Annotated in this window: 16 protein-coding genes; 8 read left to right on the forward strand and 8 right to left on the reverse strand. The window is 71.2% G+C overall.

What is annotated here, in order from left to right; translation table 11 throughout:
* The 4 genes from AB0J42_RS20340 to AB0J42_RS20355 form a co-directional block, all read right to left on the reverse strand.
* Positions 1 to 714, reverse strand: a complete 714-nt coding sequence (locus tag AB0J42_RS20340) for an ABC transporter ATP-binding protein (protein WP_364296532.1) — start codon at positions 712 to 714, stop codon at positions 1 to 3.
* On the reverse strand, positions 711 to 1,454 hold the full coding sequence (locus AB0J42_RS20345) for an ABC transporter ATP-binding protein (RefSeq protein WP_364296534.1): 744 nt from the start codon (positions 1,452 to 1,454) through the stop codon (positions 711 to 713). Before AB0J42_RS20345 ends, AB0J42_RS20340 begins: the two co-directional genes overlap by 4 nt.
* Positions 1,454 to 2,758, reverse strand: coding sequence for an ABC transporter substrate-binding protein (locus AB0J42_RS20350; RefSeq protein ID WP_364296536.1), 1,305 nt, complete (start codon positions 2,756 to 2,758; stop codon positions 1,454 to 1,456). Before AB0J42_RS20350 ends, AB0J42_RS20345 begins: the two co-directional genes overlap by 1 nt.
* 199 nt (positions 2,759 to 2,957) lie before the next feature.
* Entirely contained in the window at positions 2,958 to 3,767 is an 810-nt protein-coding gene (locus AB0J42_RS20355; protein ID WP_364296538.1) for an IclR family transcriptional regulator C-terminal domain-containing protein, read from the reverse strand.
* A 65-nt stretch (positions 3,768 to 3,832) separates the two neighbouring features.
* Here AB0J42_RS20355 and AB0J42_RS20360 point away from each other — a divergent pair, with 65 nt between their 5' ends.
* Both AB0J42_RS20360 and AB0J42_RS20365 read left to right on the forward strand, forming a co-directional pair.
* Entirely contained in the window at positions 3,833 to 5,305 is a 1,473-nt protein-coding gene (locus AB0J42_RS20360; protein ID WP_364296540.1) for an aldehyde dehydrogenase family protein, read from the forward strand.
* A 139-nt stretch (positions 5,306 to 5,444) separates the two neighbouring features.
* A complete protein-coding gene (locus tag AB0J42_RS20365) occupies positions 5,445 to 6,086 on the forward strand; it encodes an isochorismatase family cysteine hydrolase (RefSeq protein ID WP_364296542.1) in 642 nt (213 codons plus the stop codon).
* Between the two features lie 78 nt (positions 6,087 to 6,164).
* On the opposite strand, the gene AB0J42_RS20370 is transcribed toward AB0J42_RS20365, so the two are convergent.
* Positions 6,165 to 7,019 (reverse strand): helix-turn-helix transcriptional regulator, encoded by an 855-nt coding sequence (locus AB0J42_RS20370; RefSeq protein WP_364296544.1) that lies wholly within the window; start codon positions 7,017 to 7,019, stop codon positions 6,165 to 6,167.
* 121 nt (positions 7,020 to 7,140) lie between these two features.
* On the opposite strand from AB0J42_RS20370, the gene AB0J42_RS20375 reads away from it, so the two are divergent.
* Entirely contained in the window at positions 7,141 to 7,914 is a 774-nt protein-coding gene (locus AB0J42_RS20375) for an NAD(P)H-dependent oxidoreductase (RefSeq protein WP_364296546.1), read from the forward strand.
* A gap of 135 nt (positions 7,915 to 8,049) precedes the next feature.
* Here AB0J42_RS20375 and AB0J42_RS20380 read toward each other — a convergent pair whose 3' ends face one another.
* Positions 8,050 to 9,405, reverse strand: a complete 1,356-nt coding sequence (locus tag AB0J42_RS20380) for an OmpA family protein (protein WP_364296548.1) — start codon at positions 9,403 to 9,405, stop codon at positions 8,050 to 8,052.
* A gap of 678 nt (positions 9,406 to 10,083) precedes the next feature.
* Here AB0J42_RS20380 and AB0J42_RS20385 point away from each other — a divergent pair.
* Together AB0J42_RS20385 and AB0J42_RS20390 are read left to right on the forward strand one after the other, a co-directional pair.
* Positions 10,084 to 10,626 (forward strand): alpha/beta hydrolase, encoded by a 543-nt coding sequence (locus AB0J42_RS20385; RefSeq protein ID WP_364296550.1) that lies wholly within the window; start codon positions 10,084 to 10,086, stop codon positions 10,624 to 10,626.
* A 213-nt stretch (positions 10,627 to 10,839) separates the two neighbouring features.
* Positions 10,840 to 11,409 carry a helix-turn-helix domain-containing protein gene (locus tag AB0J42_RS20390; RefSeq protein ID WP_364296552.1) on the forward strand — a complete coding sequence of 190 codons (570 nt, stop codon included), beginning with the start codon at positions 10,840 to 10,842 and terminating at the stop codon, positions 11,407 to 11,409.
* 8 nt (positions 11,410 to 11,417) lie between these two features.
* Here AB0J42_RS20390 and AB0J42_RS20395 read toward each other — a convergent pair whose 3' ends face one another.
* Positions 11,418 to 12,449 carry a RidA family protein gene (locus AB0J42_RS20395; protein ID WP_364296554.1) on the reverse strand — a complete coding sequence of 344 codons (1,032 nt, stop codon included), beginning with the start codon at positions 12,447 to 12,449 and terminating at the stop codon, positions 11,418 to 11,420.
* Positions 12,450 to 12,491: 42 nt separating this feature from the next.
* A complete protein-coding gene (locus AB0J42_RS20400) occupies positions 12,492 to 14,117 on the reverse strand; it encodes an amidohydrolase (protein ID WP_364296556.1) in 1,626 nt (541 codons plus the stop codon).
* 91 nt (positions 14,118 to 14,208) lie between these two features.
* Here AB0J42_RS20400 and AB0J42_RS20405 point away from each other — a divergent pair, with 91 nt between their 5' ends.
* The 3 genes from AB0J42_RS20405 (at position 14,209) to AB0J42_RS20415 (ending at position 18,073) form a co-directional block, all read left to right on the forward strand.
* Complete coding sequence (locus AB0J42_RS20405) at positions 14,209 to 15,699, forward strand: PucR family transcriptional regulator ligand-binding domain-containing protein (protein ID WP_364296558.1); 1,491 nt, start codon at positions 14,209 to 14,211, stop codon at positions 15,697 to 15,699.
* Positions 15,700 to 15,959: 260 nt separating this feature from the next.
* Positions 15,960 to 16,931 carry an L-2-amino-thiazoline-4-carboxylic acid hydrolase gene (locus AB0J42_RS20410; protein ID WP_364296560.1) on the forward strand — a complete coding sequence of 324 codons (972 nt, stop codon included), beginning with the start codon at positions 15,960 to 15,962 and terminating at the stop codon, positions 16,929 to 16,931.
* Positions 16,932 to 17,017: 86 nt separating this feature from the next.
* A complete protein-coding gene (locus AB0J42_RS20415) occupies positions 17,018 to 18,073 on the forward strand; it encodes an extracellular solute-binding protein (RefSeq protein ID WP_364296562.1) in 1,056 nt (351 codons plus the stop codon).

The raw sequence follows: 18,073 nt of genomic DNA on the forward strand, positions 1-18,073 counted from the left end.
TCAGTCTTCCCCGTCCCGGATACCGAAATAGGCGCGCTCGACCTGCTCCGCGCTCAGCTCCGCGGGCCGCCCCGCCAGCACCGAACGGCCCTCCAGCAGGCAGTTCACCCGGTCGGCCACCCGCATCGCCTGCGACACGTCCTGCTCGACGATGAGCGCGGTGGTCCCGGCGGCCACGATGTCCCGCAGCGCCCCGTAGATGCGGCGCACGATCACCGGTGCCAGGCCCAGCGACAGCTCGTCGATGAGCAGCAGGTCCGGGTTGGACAGCAGCGCCCGGCCGATGGCCACCGACTGCTGCTCGCCGCCGGACAACTGGGCCGCGTTCTGCCGCCGCCGGTCCGGCATCCACGGGAACAGCTCGTACACGGCCTCCAGCGACCAGGGGCCGGGCCGCCCGCGGTAGGCGCCGGTGAGCAGGTTCTCCTCGACGGTGAGCGAGCGGAACAGCCGCCGCCCCTCCGGCACCAGCGCGATGCCCGCCGAGACCCGCCGGTGCGCGGGGAAGCGGGTGATGTCGCGGCCGGCGAGGTGAACGGTCCCCGAGGTGGGGGCGTCGAGCCCGGCCAGGGCCCGCAGCAGCGTGGACTTGCCCGCGCCGTTGGCCCCGATGATCGCCAGCACCTCGCCGCGCTCCATCTCGAGGCTGAGCCCGTCCACGGCGCGCAGCAAACCGTGGTGGACGGTGAGGCCGCGGATCGACAGCAGCGTCACGACCCCTCCTCCTGCCCGGGCCCGCCGCCGAGGTACAGCTCCCGTACCTTCGCGTCGGACAGGACCGCGACCGGCTCGCCGTCGGCGACCACGTCGCCGCCCGCCAGGCAGACCATCCGGGCGACGGTCTTCACGAGCGCGTGCACCACGTGCTCGATCCAGACGACGCCGAGCCCGCCGGAGTGCAGCCGCTTGATCATCTCGACCAGCTCGGCCACCTCGGGCTCGGTGAGCCCGCCGGCGACCTCGTCCAGCAGGAGCAGGCGCGGCCCGGTGCCGAGCGCGCGGGCCACCTCCAGCCGCTTGCGCTGCAGCAGCGTGAGCCGCCCCGCCGGGGTGTTGGCCAGGTCGGCCAGGCCGGTGCGTTCCAGCACGTCCATGGCCTGCGACCAGGCCTGCCTGCCGTGCAGCCCGGCGCCCTGGTGGGCGCAGACCAGCACGTTCTCGAAGACGGTGAGGTGCGTGAACGGCCGCGGCACCTGGTAGGTGCGGCCGATCCCGGCCCGGGTGCGGGCGTACGGGGGGACGCCGGTGACGTCGCGCCCGTCCAGCCAGACCGTGCCGGAGTCCGGCCGCAGGTCGCCGGAGATCATCGCGAACAGGGTGGACTTGCCCGCCCCGTTCGGCCCGACGATCCCCAGCGCCTCGCCCGGATCCAGCGCGAGCGTCAGATCCCTGGCGACGGTGACCTGGCCGAAGCTCTTGGAGATGCTCTCCAGGCGCAGCAGTGGTGCGGTCATCATGCGTTGGTCGGCAGCAGGTCGCCCCCGACGGGGACGGCCTTGTTCGGCGTGTTGTCCACGATGACGACGTCCCAGGGGAACTTGGTGCCCTCACGCCACTGGCCGCCCACCGGGTGCTGCAGCGCGATGCCCGGCTTGGGGCCGGTGGTGAAGTCCAGGTCGCCGCTCATGCAGCTGATCTTCATGGTGCGCAGCTTGTCGGCCACGTCGTCGCGGTCCTTGGGGTCGTCCGCGTCCTTGAACGCCTGCACGGCGATCTCGAACAGCGAGTAGACCGAGCCGAGCGCCTGAGTCCACTGCTTGCCGGTGGCGGCGAAGTCGTCGGCGAGCTGCTGCGCGGTCTTGCCGTCCAGCGTGGATCGGTACGGATGAGCCGGGCTCCACCAGAAGTCGGTGGCGATGTTGTTGGCGAGCTGCCCGAGCGCCTCGGCCTCGGAGGGGAAGAGCATGACCTTGGCGACCGTGGCCAGCTTCGGCTTGAACCCCTGCTGCTGGGCCTGCTTCCAGAAGGTCTGGAAGTCGGGCGGGATCGGCGTGCAGGTGAACAGCTCGGCCTCCGACGCCTTGAACTCGGCGATCTGGGAGCTGAAGTCCGAGATGCCGTTCTGGTAGGCGCCGCCGTCCACCAGCCCGTACCCGGCCTCGGTGATCATCGGGCCGAGCCCCTGCCGGAAGGCGTTGGCGTCGGTGTCGTTGGGCCAGAGCGCCGCGACGTTCTTGTTGCCCACCTCCATCCGCTCCCACATCGGGAAGAAGCACTCGGCGAACTCCTTCATGCCGAAGAAGAACAGCGTCGTGTACTTGAAGCCCTCGCCGTCGTTGTTGTCCCGGCCGTTCCACCACGCCTCCCAGGGGGCGATCGTGGTGACGTTCGGGATGCCGTTTGCCTCGCACTGGTCGGCCACCGGGTTGGTGGTGTCCGGGGTGGAGGAGCCGACGATCATGTCCACCTTGTCGCTGTTGATGAGCTGACGGGTGACCTCGGTGGCCCGGTTGGGGTTGGACTGGGTGTCCTTGACGATGATCTCGATCCGGCGCTTCCTGCCGCCCGCGGTGAAGCCGTTCCGCAGCGCTTCGGTGACCTCCTTGACCACGAAGTTGTCGGCGCTGGCGAAGCCGGCCAGCGCGCCGGTCTGCGGGCTGACGTAACCGATCTTGAGTACGTCCGAGGACGAGGATCCGGCGCCCTTGAGGCCGCCGCAGGCGCTCAGCAGCGGCGCCCCGCCGAGGGCGGCGGCGCCGAGGCCGATCGCGCCGAGGAAGGAACGGCGGTTCATGCCGCCGAGGGAAGCGTCGCTCACGCGAGGACTCCTTATGCCGAACAGTGTCCCGAGGGCACGGCGCAGCGCCGTACGAGGACAGAGAGGGGTGCTCTACGGAAGAGAAGGCCGGAGGACTGGGCTCCGGCGTGAAGGTGACCCCGACCGTACGGCTCGCCTGTCACCCGTGCAACAGGCTGTTCCAGATGCTCGAACGTGAATTCACAGAGTGGAACGCAGGCTAGGACGGCGGCCGGAACCCGAGCCGCCGGGAGATCTCCGCCGCGGTGCTCCGCAGCGGCGCCTCCACCCGCCCCGCCAGCGCCTCGACGGTGGTCGGGGCGGGCGTCAGGTACACCGCGATGTTGATCGCCGCCACCACCTCGCCGGACCGGTCGCGCACCGGTGCCGAGAACGACCGCAGGCCCGGGGCCAGCTCCTCGTCGTTGACCGCCAGCCCGCTCTGGCGCACCTTGGCCAGCACGGCGAGCAGCTGCTCCCGGTTGGTGATCGTCTTGGGGCCGCGGCGGGCCAGGTCGGTGCGGTCGAGGATCTGCCGCAGCGCGGCCGGGTCGCGGTGGGCGAGCAGCACCTTGCCCATCGAGGTGCAGTAGGCGGGCAGGCGGGAGCCGACGTGCAGGTTGAGGTCCATGGACAGGGAGCTGCGCCGGCTGCTGCGCCGCCGGTCCACGTAGACGACGTCGGCGCCGTCGCTCACCCCCGCGCTGGTCGTGAACCCGGTCTCGTCGGCCAGCGCCTGCAGCAGCGGCCCGGTGACGCGGGTGAGCTCCATCGAGTCGATCGCCGCGAACCCGAGATCCACCGCCCGCGGGCCGAGGAAGTACTTCTTCGTCTCCTGGTCCTGCTGCAGGTAGCCCAGGGCGGTCAGGGTGGCCACGTAGCGGTGCGTGGTGCTCTTGTTCAGGCCCACCGCCCGCGCCACGTCGGCGATCCCCAGCACCGAGCGGTCGCCGGTGAACGCGTCCAGGATGCGCAGGCCCCGCTCCAGGGACACCGAGTGAGACGCCGGGGTGTCGGCCTTCTTGGTCACGATGGTCAGCATATGGCCCTAAAGTTCTAGCTATCTGAATACTCCGACCGAGAGGACCAAGGCGCATGGCCCGCGACTGGCGTAAGTCGCGCATCGGGCACTTCATCGGCGGCGAGTGGGTGGCGGCCGTCTCCGGCCGCTGCTATCCCGACCACTCGCCCTGGTCCGGCGAGGTGCTGGCCGAGGTGGCCGCGGGCGGCGCCGACGACGCGGAGCGGGCGATCGCCGCCGCGGGCGAGGCGTTCCCCGGCTGGTCCGCGCTGCCGCCCTGGCGGCGTCAGCAGGTCTTCCTGCGCGCGGCCGACCTCTTGGAGGCCCGGCACGGCGAGGTCCTCGACGCCCTCGCCGCCGAGACCGGGTGCGGCCGTCACTTCGGCGAGGTCCAGGTCGGCTTCGCCGTCAAGCTGCTCCGCCAGGCCGCCCAGCTCCCCTACCAGCCCACCGGCAGCCTGCTGCCGTCCGACATAGCGGGCACCCAGGCGATGGCGGTCCGCCGCCCGGTGGGCGTGGTCGGCGCGATAGCCCCGTGGAACGCCTCCCTCACCCTGTCCGGCCGGGGCATCGTCGGGCCGCTCGCCCTCGGCAACACCGTGGTGCTCAAACCCTCCGAAGACGCCCCCTACACCGGCGGCGCCCTCTGGGCGGAGATCCTGCACGAGGCCGGGCTGCCGCCGGGCGCGCTCAACGTCGTCACCCACGCCCCGGGCGAGGCCGGGGGAGTGGCCGACGCGATGCTGGCCAGCCCGATCGTCAAACGCATCAACTTCACCGGCTCCACCCCCACCGGCCGGCGCCTGGCCGAGAAGGCGGGCCGCCACCTCAAGCGGGTCGTGCTCCAGCTCAGCGGCCAGAACCCGCTCATCGTCACCCGGGACGCCGACCTCGCCTACGCCGTCGACGCCGCCGCCTACGGCGCCTTCATCCACCAGGGCCAGGTGTGCATGTGCGCCCGGCGCATCTACGTGGAACGCCCCGTCGCCGCCGAGTTCACCGAGCGTTTCGCCGCCAAGGTGGCGGCGCTGCCCACCGGCGACCCGCACGACCCCGCCACCGTGGTCGGCCCGGTGATCAACGAATGGGCGCTGGCGCTGCTGGACCGCCGGGTCAAGGAGGCCGTCGAGCTCGGCTCCCGCGTCCTGGCCGGCGGCGTGCCCCAGCCCCCCTGCTACCCGGCCACCGTCCTGACCGACGTGCCGGACGAGGCCGAGATCGCCCAGGGCGAGACGTTCGGGCCGGTCGTGGTGGTGGAGGCCGTCGACTCGGCGGAGGACGCGGTCACTCGCGCCAACGCCTCCGACCTGGGCCTGGTCGCCTCGATCATCACCGGCACGCCCCAGTACGGGCTGAAGCTGGCCTCCCGGCTGGAGACCGGCATCGTGCACGTCAACGACCAGCCCGTCAACGACGAGCCGCAGATGCCGTTCGGCGGCGTCAAGGACAGCGGGTGGGGCCGGTTCGGGCTCGGGTTCGCCGCCGAGGAGTTCAGTGAACTGCAATGGGTCACCGTCCGCGACCAGAACCGGGACTTCTCCTTCTGACCCGCCCGGCGGTGCGGCCGCGAGCCCCACGGATCGCTCCTCGACACCTACGTGCGGAAGATCCGGTAGAGAGCGGCTGCCTGGCGATCGAAGTGCCGATGCGATGATCTCGTACGCATCCATCGCGGAAGGAGCGGACATGCAGGACCCCCACCTCACCCCGAACTGGGCCACGTCGGCGCTGATCACCATCGACGTGCAGCACGACTTCCTGTCCGAGGCGCCCTACGGCGTGCCGGGCACCACCGAGGTTCTGCCCGCCCTCAGCGAGCTGGCGGGGGCCTTCCGCGCGGCCGGGCGGCCGATCGTGCACATCGTCCGGCTGTACGAGCCCGGCGGCCGGGACGCCGACCTCGTCCGCCGGACCTTACTCGCCGGCGGGGCCGCCATCGTCGCGCCGGGCAGCGAGGGCAGCGCCGTCCCCGCCGGACTGCTGCCGCCCGGCGCCCCAGCCCTGGACCCCGAGCTGCTGCTGTCCGGTGAGCCGCAGACCTTGGGAGAGCGCGAGGTCGTGCTGTTCAAGCCGCGCTGGGGAGCCTTCTACCGCACCCGGCTGGACGAGCTGCTGCGCGGCTGGGGCGTGGACACCCTCGTCGTGGCGGGCTGCAACTTCCCCAACTGCCCCCGGGCCACGCTGGTCGAGGCCAGCGAGCGCGACTACCGTCTCGTCCTCGCCGACGACGCGGTCTCCCGCCTGCACGACGTCGGACGTACGGAGATGACCGGAATCGGCGTCAACCTGCTCCCCGTCCAGGCCATCACCGGCGCCCTGAAATCCTGACCCAGGTCCGGTGGCTCCGCGACTCCTGCGGTTTTTCTCCTAATAGAGGGGTTCGGCGGTTCCGAGGGCGGGCGAGTCTCAGAGGGAGCCCCTGCCTGGTCGCGTTTTCGCCGGGGGACGCACGTCGCCGTCCGCGGCCAGGCCGGCCAAGAGCCGCAGGGCGTCCTCGGAGGGGCTGCCGGGAGTCGCGGAGAGCACCAGCAGTTCCAGGCCCGACTCGTCCGGCAGCGCGAAGTTCTCCTGATGCAGTTCCAGCTCCCCGACCAGGGGATGACGGTAGGCCTTGCGCCCATGGGTCCGGGTCCGGACGTCCGCGCGTGCCCACAGGCGCCGGAAGCGTTCGCTGCCCATCGCCAGTTCCCCGATCAGCGAGGCCAGGCGCGGGTCGTCGGGGTATTTGCCGGCCGCCAGGCGCAGGTGGCCGACGACGTCGTGGGTGCACTGGTCCCAGGCGGCGTACAGGCCGCGCTCGGCTTCCTCCAGGAAGATGTGCCGGGCCGTGTTCAGGCCCTTCATGGGGCGGCCGTACAGCAGTTCGGCGAGGCGGTTGCCGGCGGCGGCGTCGAGGCGGTGGTCGACGATGAACGCGGGCGCGCCGGTGATCAGGTCCAGGACCCGCAGCAGCTCCGGGCGCACCCGGCCGGTGGGCGCCTTCGCCTTCCGGCGGCGCTGCCGGGCGAGCCGGTGCAGGTGGCCGCGCTCGGTGCCGTCCAGTTCGAGGACCCGGGCGAGCGCGTCGAGCACCTGCTCCGAGGGCTGCGTGGCGCGGCCCTGTTCGAGGCGTACGTAGTAGTCGACGCTCACTCCGGACAGGTGCGCGACCTCTTCGCGGCGCAGCCCTTGGACCCGGCGGCGGCTGTCGACCGGGATGCCCGCCCGGGCCGGGTCGACCCGGGAGCGGCGGGTGCGCAGGAAGCCGGCGAGATCGTCCATCGTCCCAGTATCACCCGGGCACAGGCGGCGAGGGTGGCCCTGCCGTTCCCAGGAAGCGGCGGCCCTGAACGCCGGTCCCGGAGATGCGGAGGATCGAGGCATCCGATCCGAAGGAGCCCGCATGAACACGCTGATCGTCTATGCCCACCCGGAGCCGCGTTCGCTCAACGGCTCGCTGAAAGACCTGGCGGTGGCCACGCTGGAGAAGGCGGGACACGCGGTGCGCGTCAGCGACCTCTACGCGATGGGGTGGAAGGCCGCCGTGGACGCCGGGGACTTCGGCCCGTCCGCGTCGAACCCGCTGCGCGTCCCCGCCGACTCGGGGCGGGCCTTCGACACCGGGACCCTCACCCCGGACGTCCGCGCCGAGCAGGAGAAGCTGCTCTGGGCGGACACGGTCATCTTCCAGTTCCCGCTGTGGTGGTACACGATGCCGGCGATCCTCAAGGGCTGGTTCGACCGGGTCTTCACGTACCACTTCGCCTACGGCGTCGGCGAGCACAGCGACGTCAAGTACGGGGAGCGGTTCGGCGAGGGCACCCTGGCGGGCAGGCGGGCGATGCTGTCGATCACCGTCGGCGGCCGGGAGTCGCACTACGCCGAGCGCGGCATCAACGGCCCGGCCGACGACCTGCTCTTCCCCATCCAGCACGGGATCCTGTACTACCCGGGGCTGGAGGTGCTGCCGCCTTTCGTGCTGTACGGCGCGGACAGGGTCATCGACTTCCCGGACATCGCGAAGGCCTGGGAGCGGCGGCTGCTGAGCTTGGAGTCGACTGAGCCGATCGCGTTCCGGCGGCAGAATTACGGCGACTATGAGATCCCGTCGCTGGAGTTGAAGGAAGGGCTGGAGCCCGTGGGCCGCTCGGGATTCCGGCTGCACGTACGGCCCTGACTCGCGGAAACGCCGGCACCGTCATGGCGGGATATTTGCGGCGAATTGCGGTATGCGCCCGGACGTAATCTCTAGGCTGATAACGGAACGTCACTTTCCCGATAAATCGTGTTGTCCGTTTGTCGTCCATGTTGGTCACCCGACGGGGACGTCGAAGGAAGGGAACGAGGCGATGCGGACCTGAAAGGTCTGGGCGTCGTCGGGAAGCGCGAACAGGCTCCAGAACGTACGGGTCTGGCCCGGAGCGTACTTCGCCGTACTGAGGCGGACGCCGGAGAGGTCGGTGCAGGCGCAGTAGTGGCGCACGCGGTCCCCGGCGGGCACCTGCAAGCGGCCGGGCAGATACACGCGGCCCGCGCCGGCGTCCGTCAGCCGGACGTTCTTGGCGGCCCGGGCGTTGAGGCCCTCCCAGTTCTGCCCGTGGGCCAGGTCGTGGTACCAGGTCTCGGCCGAGCCCTCGTTGGTGACCGTGTACGTCAGCAGGCCCAGGCCGCCCCGCAGCCGGCGCAGCCCGGTGACCTCCAGCGCGATCGGCTGGCCCTGGGCCGCGCCGGTCGCCCTGAGCCGGCCGGGCTCGGGAACCGCCGTCCGTGCGGGCTCACTGGCCGGAGCGGCAGGCTGGGGCTGGGGCTTCGGCTTGGCGAAGGTGACCGTCACCCGGCGGTTGCGGCGCTTGCCCTCATCGGTGCGGTTGTCGTACAGGGGGCGGCGCGAGCCGTAGCCCCGTGACTGGAAGCGCACGCCCTCGCGTGTCACCAGTCTCGCCAGCGCGCGCTCCACCGCCAGGGCGCGGCGCTTCGAGAGCGGATCGTTGATGGCATGGGTGCCCGAGGAGTCGGCGTGACCGTCGATCCGCACCGTGGTGGCGGGCGAGGCGTCGATGAGCTTGGCCGTACGGGTGAGGACGGCCTTCGCCTTACCCGTGAGCGTGGCCTTGTCCACGGCGAACAGCACGTCCGAGGAGAGGTTGACCCGCAGGTCGGTGCCGTCGTCGGTGGTCTCGTCCGACTTGTTCAGGGACTCCGAGGGCAGGATGACCCGCCGGGTGACCAGGGTGACGGGCTCGGCGTCGGGGTCGGGGAAGTCGCCGGCCGGCGGCTCGTCGCTGATGGGCACGTCCGGCATGGGCGGGCCGACCGGGGTCACGACGGTGGCCGTGGCGGGGTTGCCGGAAGGGGCGGGCAACACCCCGTACACGGTGATCGACCTGCCGGGGGCGATGAAATAGTCGAGCCCGTCGCGCCGATGATCGCTGCACAGGCACGGGGAGCCCTCCGGCTGGTACGGCAGCAGCAGCGTATGGGCCGCCTCGTCGAGGACGCCGATGCCGGAGGCCCACCTGATCTGGCCGAGCGGGCGGGTGAGGTCGCCCATCTCGCCGGCCCAGGACAGGGGTTTCGCGCCGGTGTTGGACAGGCGGATCTGCACGACCAGGTGCTTGCCCTTGACGCGATTGAGCCCGACGACCTCCAGCTTGAGGCTCTCCGTCATGGTGCTGCGGGACTCGGCGAGGGCCGACCCGGCAGAGGGCGCCGTGCTTGAAGACTCCGTGCTTGAAGACTCCGTGCTGGAAGGCTCCGTGCTGGAAGGCGCTGCGCTGGAAGGTGTGGCGACGGCCGGGGCGCTGGTGGCCGGCGCACTCGGCGCCGGGGGCGCGGAAGGGGACGGCGCCGAGGCTTCGTGCGCGGGTAACACGCCGCACCCTCCCACGGCGAGCGTGAGAATCGCGGCGAGAAGCAAGTTCCGGTTGCGCATGCCGGAGATTGTTCCATATCCGAAATATCCCCATAGCGCCCTCGACTTGGGCTACAGCCGGCGCGGAAAATGCTGGATTTCGCAGCTACGTGAGACCAAGAAATGTCGTCCAAAAATCAGCCTTTGTAGTGCAAGTGCCGAATGCCCGAAATCGGCGTCGACCTGCTCCCCGTCCAGGCCAACACCAGTCCGCTGGCAGGTTAGACAGCCCTGCCCGGGGAACGTGAACCGTTCCCTGCACCAGAGGGGTGAGCCATGCACGCCGCACACCACCGGACCACCTCGGCTTCTGCCGCTGCGCCACCCCCTCCGCGGACGAGTTCACGTACATCTTCGACGCCCTCACCGACCTCACCTCCGGCCTCCTCGACCACCTGGGCCTGGACCGCTACGCCCTCTACGTCCACGACTACGGTGCCCCCATCGGATGGCAAGCACCCCGAACGGATCTCCGTCCTCGTCACCCAGAACGGCAACGGCTACGAGGACGGCTTCGTCGAATCGTTCTGGGCGGGTCTCTGGGCCTACGGCGCGAACCCCGGCCCCGACACCCAACCTGCCGTCCGCGCCGCGCTGAGCGCCGACGCCATCCGCTGGCAGTACGTGCACGGCGTGCCCGACCCCGGCCTGATCAGCCCGGACACCTGGGAACACGACCACGCCCTCATCTCCCGCCAGGGCAACGACCAGATCCAGCTGGCGCTGTTCCGCGACTACCAGAACAACCGCCCGCTCTACCCGCTGCTGCACGAATACCTGCGCAACAGTGAGGTCCCGGTGCTCGCCGTGTGGGGCCGCAACGACGAAATCTTCGGCCCGGCGGGCGCCCTCGCCTTCGCCCGCGACGCCAAGGACACGGAGGTGCACTTGATCAACGGCGGCCACTTCCTGCTGGAGAGCCACCTGGACGTCGTCGCAGGCTACATGCGCGGCTTCCTCGGCCGCGTGCTGGACTGACCCGTTGAGCGCACAATAGGGGTGATCCTCCATGCGCTCCGCCGTGGGATCGTGAGAGGCGGCCGGCGATAGGCGTCGGTCTGCACGCTCTCGGATGTTCTCACTGCAGACTTTGCAGTCCTGCTGCAACTCGGTGCCTGGAGCGATATTCTGGCGGTGGTCGCGCTCGGGCCGCTTCCCCCTTCACCAGCGGCCTGCCCAGAGGAGAAATGCATGTCGAACGAGACCGCAGAGCCACTGGACGTCGTGGAGATAGGACGGCGGCTCCGCGAGGCGAGAGCGTCCCGCAACCTGTCCCTGGACGTCGTGTCCGCCGAATGCGGGATCAGCCCGAGCCTGCTCAGCCAGGTCGAGCGCGGAAAGGTCACCCCCTCGCTGGCCACGCTCCACAGCATCACCCAGGTGCTCAACATCGCGATGTTCGACCTGTTCGGCTCCCCGGCCGACCGGCCGGCGCTGATCCGGGAGGGCGCGCGCAACGTCATCCGCCCGCCGGACAGCGGCGTGTCCTACGAACTGCTTTCGTCGGGGCGGCTGCGCAACCTGCAGATGATCGAGATGCACCTGAGCGCCGAGTCGGGCAGTTTCAACCACGCCCTGTCCCACGCGGGAGAGGAATGCCTGGTCGTCAAGCAGGGGGCCGCCCGGATCAAGGTGGGCTCCGAGGAGATGACGCTGCGCGCGGGCGACTCGCTCTCCTACGTCGCCCGGCTGCCTCACAAGTTCGAAGGGCTGGAGGACGACACGGTGCTGATCATCTCCATGACGCCCCCGGCGTTCTGACCGGCGTCTCAGTCGATGAGGGCCTGAACCTCGATCTCCACGTCCATGTCGGGGTATGCCAGCACCGGGAGGGGCACCGGCACGAGCGCGGGGGAGGAGCCGCCGAAGAACGCGCCGACCTCCGACCGGAGTGCGGCCAGCTTGGCGGGCCCGCTGCCCGCATCGGCGGCCACGAAGGCGGTGAGCCGCCGCACCGCCGACCGCGGCACGTCGAGCTCGTCCAGTACCCGCGCGATGTAGTCGAGCGACCGGCGGACCTGAGCGGGGAAGTCGCCGACGTCCAGGGGGCGGGCCTGCTCGTCGAGGGGGACCTGCCCGCCGATGAATGACATGCCGCCTGAGCGGTTCCCGTGCTTGTACGGCAGATGGAACGGCCAGTCCCAGTGACCGTGCGGCCAGGAGTGCCGCCGGGACGGGCGGGCGTCCCGCAGCGCCAGCACCTGCATGGCGATCAGCACGTCCGGGTCGTCGAACCGGGGGACCGGGATGCCCGTCGTCGCCGGCCCGGGCTCGGTGAAGTACCCGGCGCGGACGCGCGCGGCGACCGCCCAGTCCTCCTGGGTGCCTTCGCCGCAGTAGAAGATGTTGAACTTCGCCACGTCGTCGAGGTCCAGGCCCTCCGCGGCGAGCAGTTCCTTGACGGCCTGGAGGACGGCATGGGACTGCGCGACGATGTCCCCGGCCTCCGGCGCCGTGAGCAGCCGGGTCGCGACCGCCGAGGCTCCGGACGCGTACCGCCCGCCCGGCTCGTGGGTGGCGGTCGCGCCGGCGGGCAGGGCCGTGGCCTGCACCCGGACCGGGCCCTCGCCGATCATCCCTACGGAGGCCGGGATCGCCGACACCGGGAGCGTGCCGTCGGGGTTCAGCTCCCGCACAGACTCGCGGGCCTGATCGGCGTTGAGCTGGGCGGGGTCGTAGAACACCTCGACGGCGAGGAGTTCCTCCGGGCGGACACCCTGCCCGGCGAGGGTCCGGGCAGCGGTGCCGCCGGGGCCTGCGTCGAGGAAACGCAGAGCGGGACTGGTCAGGTCAGAAGGCATGTCACAACTCGCCATCGCTCGAAGGGAAGGGGATAGAGGCGTTCACGTCGTCCACACGGGGACGCCGCCGACCCAGGTCTGCGTGACGGGGATCTGATCCAGCTCGTCGGGCGGGACTTGGAACGGGTCCGCGCCCAGCACGACCAGGTCAGCGAGGTAGCCGGGGGCGAGCCGGCCCTTGCGCCGCTCCTCCCCGGCCGCGGCCGCCGCGCCGGTGCCGAACAGGGCGAGTGCCTCGCCGGTGCTGATGCGCTGGTGCTCGCCGAGCACCCGGCCCTTTCGGGTGCGCCGGGTGGCGCAGCTCTTCACCCCGGACAGCGGCTCGTACGGCCCGCACGGATAGTCGGACGACCCGGCGACGGTGATGCCGGCATCCAGCAACTGGCGGTGCGCGAACATCCGTCCGAGACGTTCCTCGCCGTAGGCCTCCACGAGCGCGTCCCCGTGAAAGGCGACGTAGCCGGCGAACGGGACCGGGATGAGGTCCAGCGCCGCGATCCGCGCCACGAGGGCCTCGTCGACGACGGAGCAGTGCTCGATGCGGTGGCGGGTGGCGATGTCCGGCCTGAGCCGGCGGGCGTGCTCGATCGCGTCCAGCAGCAGTGACACGGCGCGGTCGCCGTTGGCGTGCACGGCCAGGCGCAGCCCGGCAGAGTGCACGCGCACCGCGAGGTCCGTCAGCTCCTGCCGGGTCACGACCGGCATGCCGTGGTCGTCCGTGCCGTTGAACGGCTCGGACAGCCAGCAGGTGAGCCCGGCCACCGCGCCGTCGACGAACGCCTTGACCCCGCCCAGCCGCAGCCAGTCGTCCCCGAACCCGTCCTGGACGCCGGCGGCGATCAGGTGATCCGCGTGCGGGTACGTGATCAGGGCGGTGACCCGCTGCCGGAGCCGGTCGCGGGCGCGGGCGGTCTGCAGCAGCCGCAGCTCGTCCGGGCCGACCATCGCGTCCCCGACCGAGGTGATCCCCGCCGCCAGGAACTTGGCCGAGGCGTCTTCCAACCCGGCGAGCAGTTCCTCCTCGCCCGGCGGCGGCACCACGGGCGGGCGGCGCGCGAGGGACGGGTAGGCCAGGTCGAACAGCGCCTGCTCGTACAGCACGCCGTTCAACCGGCCGGACCCGTCGCGGCCGAGCGAGCCGCCCAGGGGATCGGGGGACGCGTCGGTGAGGCCGGCGGCGGCCAGCGCCGCCGAGTTGACCACGCCCCAGTGGGCGCCCACGTGGACGACGAGGACTGGCCGGTCGGGCACCCAGCGGTCCAGGTCGTGCCGGTTCAGGACCCGCCCGCCGGTGGTCCGGACGTGGTCGTACCGGCTGGCCCGCAGCCACGCGCCCGGGGGCAGCGCCGCGTCGGCGGCCCGAAGGCGCTCCGCCAGCCGGTCCGTGGACGCGGTCACGTCCGCGGAGAGATCGGTGCCTACGGCGTCGCGGGCCGCCATCGTCAGGTGGAGGTGCGCGTCTACGAACCCCGGCAGCGCGCAGCCGCCGCCCAGGTCGACCTCCGGCGCCGCAGCGAACCGCTCGCGCAGCTCGGTCAGCGGCCCGGCGGCGACGATTCGCTCACCGGCGACCGCCAGCGCGTCCACCACCTGGGGTGCGCCGGCCGGAGCCATGGTGCGGATCCGTTCGCAGCGCAGCAGCCGCACCGGCATGTCGTTGACGGCCATAGTGCAGTGTCCCCGGACCGGTGCGCCGGCCGGCAACCGTCGGATCCTCCGGCAGCGGGGGGCCGAAATTGTAGATTGCTACAGTACGGGCGTGTATCTGCACGACCTCGTGGCCATGGAGGGCCTTGGCCTGCGGTTCGTGCTGCCGCCCAGCCGCCCGCTCCCGATCAGCTGGGTGCACTCCACGGACATGGCCGACCCGAGCGCCTACCTCAGAGGCGGGGAGCTGATTCTGACGATCGGCCTGTGGCGGCAGGCCGAGGGCGACGCCGAGCGCTTCGTCCGGGCGCTGCACCGGGCGGGCGCCGCGGCCCTCGGCTACGGCGTCGAGGCCCCCGGTGCGGACGTGCCCGCCGATGTGCGCGAGGCGTGCCGGTCCATGGGGCTTCCGCTGGTGTGGGTGCCGCACGAGCTGCCGTTCATCGAGGTCGCCCGCGCCTTCCATGCCGCCGCCAACGCCGAGAGCCACGACCTGCGCCTGCAGGTGCGGCAGCACGAGGCGCTGGCCGCGGCGGTCTCGGGCGGAGGCATGCCGGAGCTGGTCCGCGTCCTCGCCGCGCAGCTGGCGGGCGCCGTCTGGGTGCTGGACGGTCCTGAGGTGGTCTGGGCCGGGCCTGACACGCCTCCCGGCGCCGCCGCGGCGACCTGGCAGCGAGGCCGTCAGGCCGCCGCCTTCCCCGTCCAGGCCGTCCTCGCCGGCTCGACCGCCGTCACCGTGATGCGGGTGGACGAGACCGAGCCCGTCCGATGCTTCCTCGGCTACGCGCGGCCGGTCGCCGCCTTGACGACGGCGGAGCGCCGGGTGCTGGACAACGCGCTGCCCTACCTTCAGGGCGAGCTGGCCCGGCTCCGGGAACGGCGCGGCCACGCCGCCTCGCGCCTGCGCGAGCAGCTCGCCCAGGCCGAGAGCGGCGGCCCGGCGGCTTCGCTGCTGGGCGGGCCCGCCCCGGCCGTGGCGGTGCTCGCCTATCCCGCCGTCCCCGGGCCGGTCGCGGACAGCCTGCTCGACGCCGTCCTATCGGCCGCGCAGGGTGCCGAGGTCGAGGTCATTCCGGGCGTACGAGAGAGCGTCGTGCTCCTCCGGCCGGGAGCGGCGGTCGGCGATGGGACCGTGGCGGGCCTGCTGCGGTGTGCGGAACACCAGCTCGACCGGGAGGGGCAGGCCGGCTGGACGCTCGCCCGCGACGGGGAGTCCGACCTGCCGCGCGCCGTGACCGCCGCCCGGCGGGCCGCCCGGCTCGCCGCCACCGGCGCCGGGCGCGAGCGCGTCGCCAGGTACGAGCACCTCGGCACTCACGAGGTCCTGCTCGCCCTGGACGAGGAGATCGTCGACGGGTTCGAGGACCTGGTGCTGGGACCGCTGGCGGAGTACGACTCCCGGCACGGGTCCCAGCTGGTGGCGACGCTACGGGAGTTCCTCGACCGCAACTGCGCGTACCAGGCGAGCGCCGAGGCGCTCGGGATCCACGTGAACACCTTGCGGTACCGCCTGGAGACGATCGAGCAGGTCACGGGGCGGGATCTGCGCCGGATGGCGGACAAGGTCGACTTCTATCTCGCCCTGAGATCCCGGCAGGCCTGAGCCACGGAAGGCGCGGTCGCTTCGTCACGCTGAGGTAAAAGCCTCACACCTTCAGCAAGGTTTTGATTGACCTTTTCCGGGATCGGTACCTATGTTTGTTCCCAATCTGCAGCACCACTGCAGTGATATCAGTCACGCTCTAGGGCGAACCCCGTGCCAGCGAGAGCGATTCACCGGCCCCTCACGTCACCGATCGTAGACATCCGCCGGAGCACTTGTCCGACTGGAGGTACGAGATGTCCCAAGAACCGAGCGACTTGATGACGTCGCTGGTCACGACCATGACGCACGAGGCGCGGATCATCCGGCACGCCGGGCTGGCCTACACAAGGGCGCGGCAGGAGGCCGGCCTCGCCACCGTGGAGCGGGCCTTGCGCGGCTACTTCGACTGGCGAGCGGCTGCCGCCGCCGGCCGCGGCGACGGTGGCCTGCCTGACATCGTGCGGCTCTGGGGGACGGCCGAACTGCTGTCGGTCAACGCCCAGAAGTGGGGTGAGCTCGGCGTCGGCGAGTCCGGGCTCCGGCTGGAAGTGCACAGCACGCCGGAGCTCCAGCACTACCGGGCCTCCGGGGTGCCGGCGTTCGCGACGATCCACTACCGGTCGCTCATGTCGGCCCTGATGCGCGCCGCGGGCCTGCCGGATGACGTGCGGGCCGACTGGCGGGGCGACTCGCTGATCTTGCAGGCGGGGCAGACGCCGTCGCCGGGTGAGGAGGAGCGGCCCGGGGTCCCGCTCTCCGGCGAGGAGGGCCTGGCGCTGGTCAGGGCGACCTGCGAGAATCGCGGAGCGCTGCTGGTTTTCCTCGGCCGTGAAGCCGAGGAGACCTTCGGCGCCGACGGCGACCGGATGTTCCGCGAGGCCGTGCGGGGCTTCGGCGAGGAGCGCGGCGCCGCCATGCGCCTGGATCACCTGAGCAAGGGGCTCTCCCTCGACCTGGTGAACATGATGGAGCTGTACGACTCCGGCGGCAACGAGAACGTCTGGCAGTACCGCGACGCGGGCACCCTGACCCCGGTGGAGTGGTCGCAGGACTGCACCTTCTGCCCGTTCGTCCAGCCCTGGCGCGACCTCGACGGCCTCCGGTACGGGGAGATCTACGACTACGAGTTCCACGTCTCCCAGTTCAAGGCGTACCGGGAGGACATCGAGGTGAAGTGGGGCGAGCTGATGTCGCGCGGCGACGCGACCTGCGAGTTCCGTTTCTCCATCCCGAGCCCCGTCCGCGCCTGAGAGGCGCTCCACCCGCACACGCACAGGGGCCGCTTCGGCGCTCGCCCCTGGAGCGTTCCATCGGCAAGCGAACAGTAGGAAGAAACATGGGTTGGTCGAGAAGGCCCGTCACGGTGGCGGCCGCCACGTCGGTGCTCGCGCTGCTCCTGGCGGCGTGCGGCGGCGGAAACGGTTCAGGTGCCGGTGGCGGAGACAAGCAGCTCACCTTCGTCTCCTGGGGCGGCGGCTACCAGGAGGCTCAGGAGAGCCTCATCGTCAAACCGTGGGGTGAGAAGAACGGCGTCCGCACGCTCTCGGACGGGCCGACGGACTACGCCAAGCTGAAGGCGCAGGTGGACTCCGGCAACACCCAGTGGGACGTGATCACGCTGGAGCCGTTCTGGGCGATCTCGCAGTGCGGCACCATGCTGGAGAAGATCAAGGACAAGGTCGACACGTCGAAGCTGCCCGCCGAGGCGACCACCGACTGCGGCATCCCGTTCGACATCCTGTCCTACGTCCTGGTGTACGACTCCTCGAAGTTCGGCGACAACCCGCCGACCTCGTGGGCGGACTTCTTCGACACGGCGAAGTACCCCGGCAAGCGCGGCGTCTGGAACTATGCCCCGGGCGGCGCGCTGGAAGTCGCGCTGCTCGCCGACGGCGTCGCCCTCGACGACCTCTACCCTCTCGACACCGCCCGGGCGCTGAAGAAGCTCGACGCGATCCGCGGCGACATCGCCTTCTACGACACGGGCGCGCAGCAGGTCCAGCAGATGCAGAGCCAGGAGGTCGTGATGTCGATCGCCTGGAGCGGGCGCGCCCTCGACGCCGTCCGTGCGGGAGCCCCGTACGAGCCGGTGTGGAAGGACAACCTGATGCTCGTCGACTCCCTCGCGATCGTGAAGGGCTCCAAGAACATCGACCTGGGCGTGAGCCTGATCGACGAGATGACGGCGCCGGCCGGCCAGAAGGCGTTCGTCGAGAAGTACACCTACGGAGTCGTCAACTCCGACACCAAGCCGGAACTCGACGAGACCGCGCGGAAGTTCTCCCCCACCGAGGACGGCCAGGGCGAACAGGGCCGCTTCATGGACCAGCAGTGGTGGGCGGACAACTTCGACAAGGTCAGCGCCGACTGGACGAAGTGGGCATCCGGCTGA

Origin of the sequence: Nonomuraea sp. NPDC049649 (assembly GCF_040675175.1) — a bacterium.
Lineage (GTDB): Bacteria > Actinomycetota > Actinomycetes > Streptosporangiales > Streptosporangiaceae > Nonomuraea.

What these genes read in the sequence shown, in the direction of transcription:
- AB0J42_RS20375 (WP_364296546.1), top strand. Translation starts at nt 7,141, where the DNA reads ATGAACACGCTGATCGTCTATGCCCACCCGGAGCCGCGTTCGCTCAAC.
- AB0J42_RS20365 (WP_364296542.1), top strand. Translation starts at nt 5,445, where the DNA reads ATGCAGGACCCCCACCTCACCCCGAACTGGGCCACGTCGGCGCTGATC.
- AB0J42_RS20410 (WP_364296560.1), top strand. Translation starts at nt 15,960, where the DNA reads ATGACGTCGCTGGTCACGACCATGACGCACGAGGCGCGGATCATCCGG.
- AB0J42_RS20390 (WP_364296552.1), top strand. Translation starts at nt 10,840, where the DNA reads ATGTCGAACGAGACCGCAGAGCCACTGGACGTCGTGGAGATAGGACGG.
- AB0J42_RS20380 (WP_364296548.1), bottom strand. Translation starts at nt 9,405, where the DNA reads ATGACGGAGAGCCTCAAGCTGGAGGTCGTCGGGCTCAATCGCGTCAAG.
- AB0J42_RS20415 (WP_364296562.1), top strand. Translation starts at nt 17,018, where the DNA reads ATGGGTTGGTCGAGAAGGCCCGTCACGGTGGCGGCCGCCACGTCGGTG.
- AB0J42_RS20360 (WP_364296540.1), top strand. Translation starts at nt 3,833, where the DNA reads ATGGCCCGCGACTGGCGTAAGTCGCGCATCGGGCACTTCATCGGCGGC.
- AB0J42_RS20345 (WP_364296534.1), bottom strand. Translation starts at nt 1,454, where the DNA reads ATGACCGCACCACTGCTGCGCCTGGAGAGCATCTCCAAGAGCTTCGGC.
- AB0J42_RS20395 (WP_364296554.1), bottom strand. Translation starts at nt 12,449, where the DNA reads ATGCCTTCTGACCTGACCAGTCCCGCTCTGCGTTTCCTCGACGCAGGC.
- AB0J42_RS20400 (WP_364296556.1), bottom strand. Translation starts at nt 14,117, where the DNA reads ATGGCCGTCAACGACATGCCGGTGCGGCTGCTGCGCTGCGAACGGATC.
- AB0J42_RS20370 (WP_364296544.1), bottom strand. Translation starts at nt 7,019, where the DNA reads ATGGACGATCTCGCCGGCTTCCTGCGCACCCGCCGCTCCCGGGTCGAC.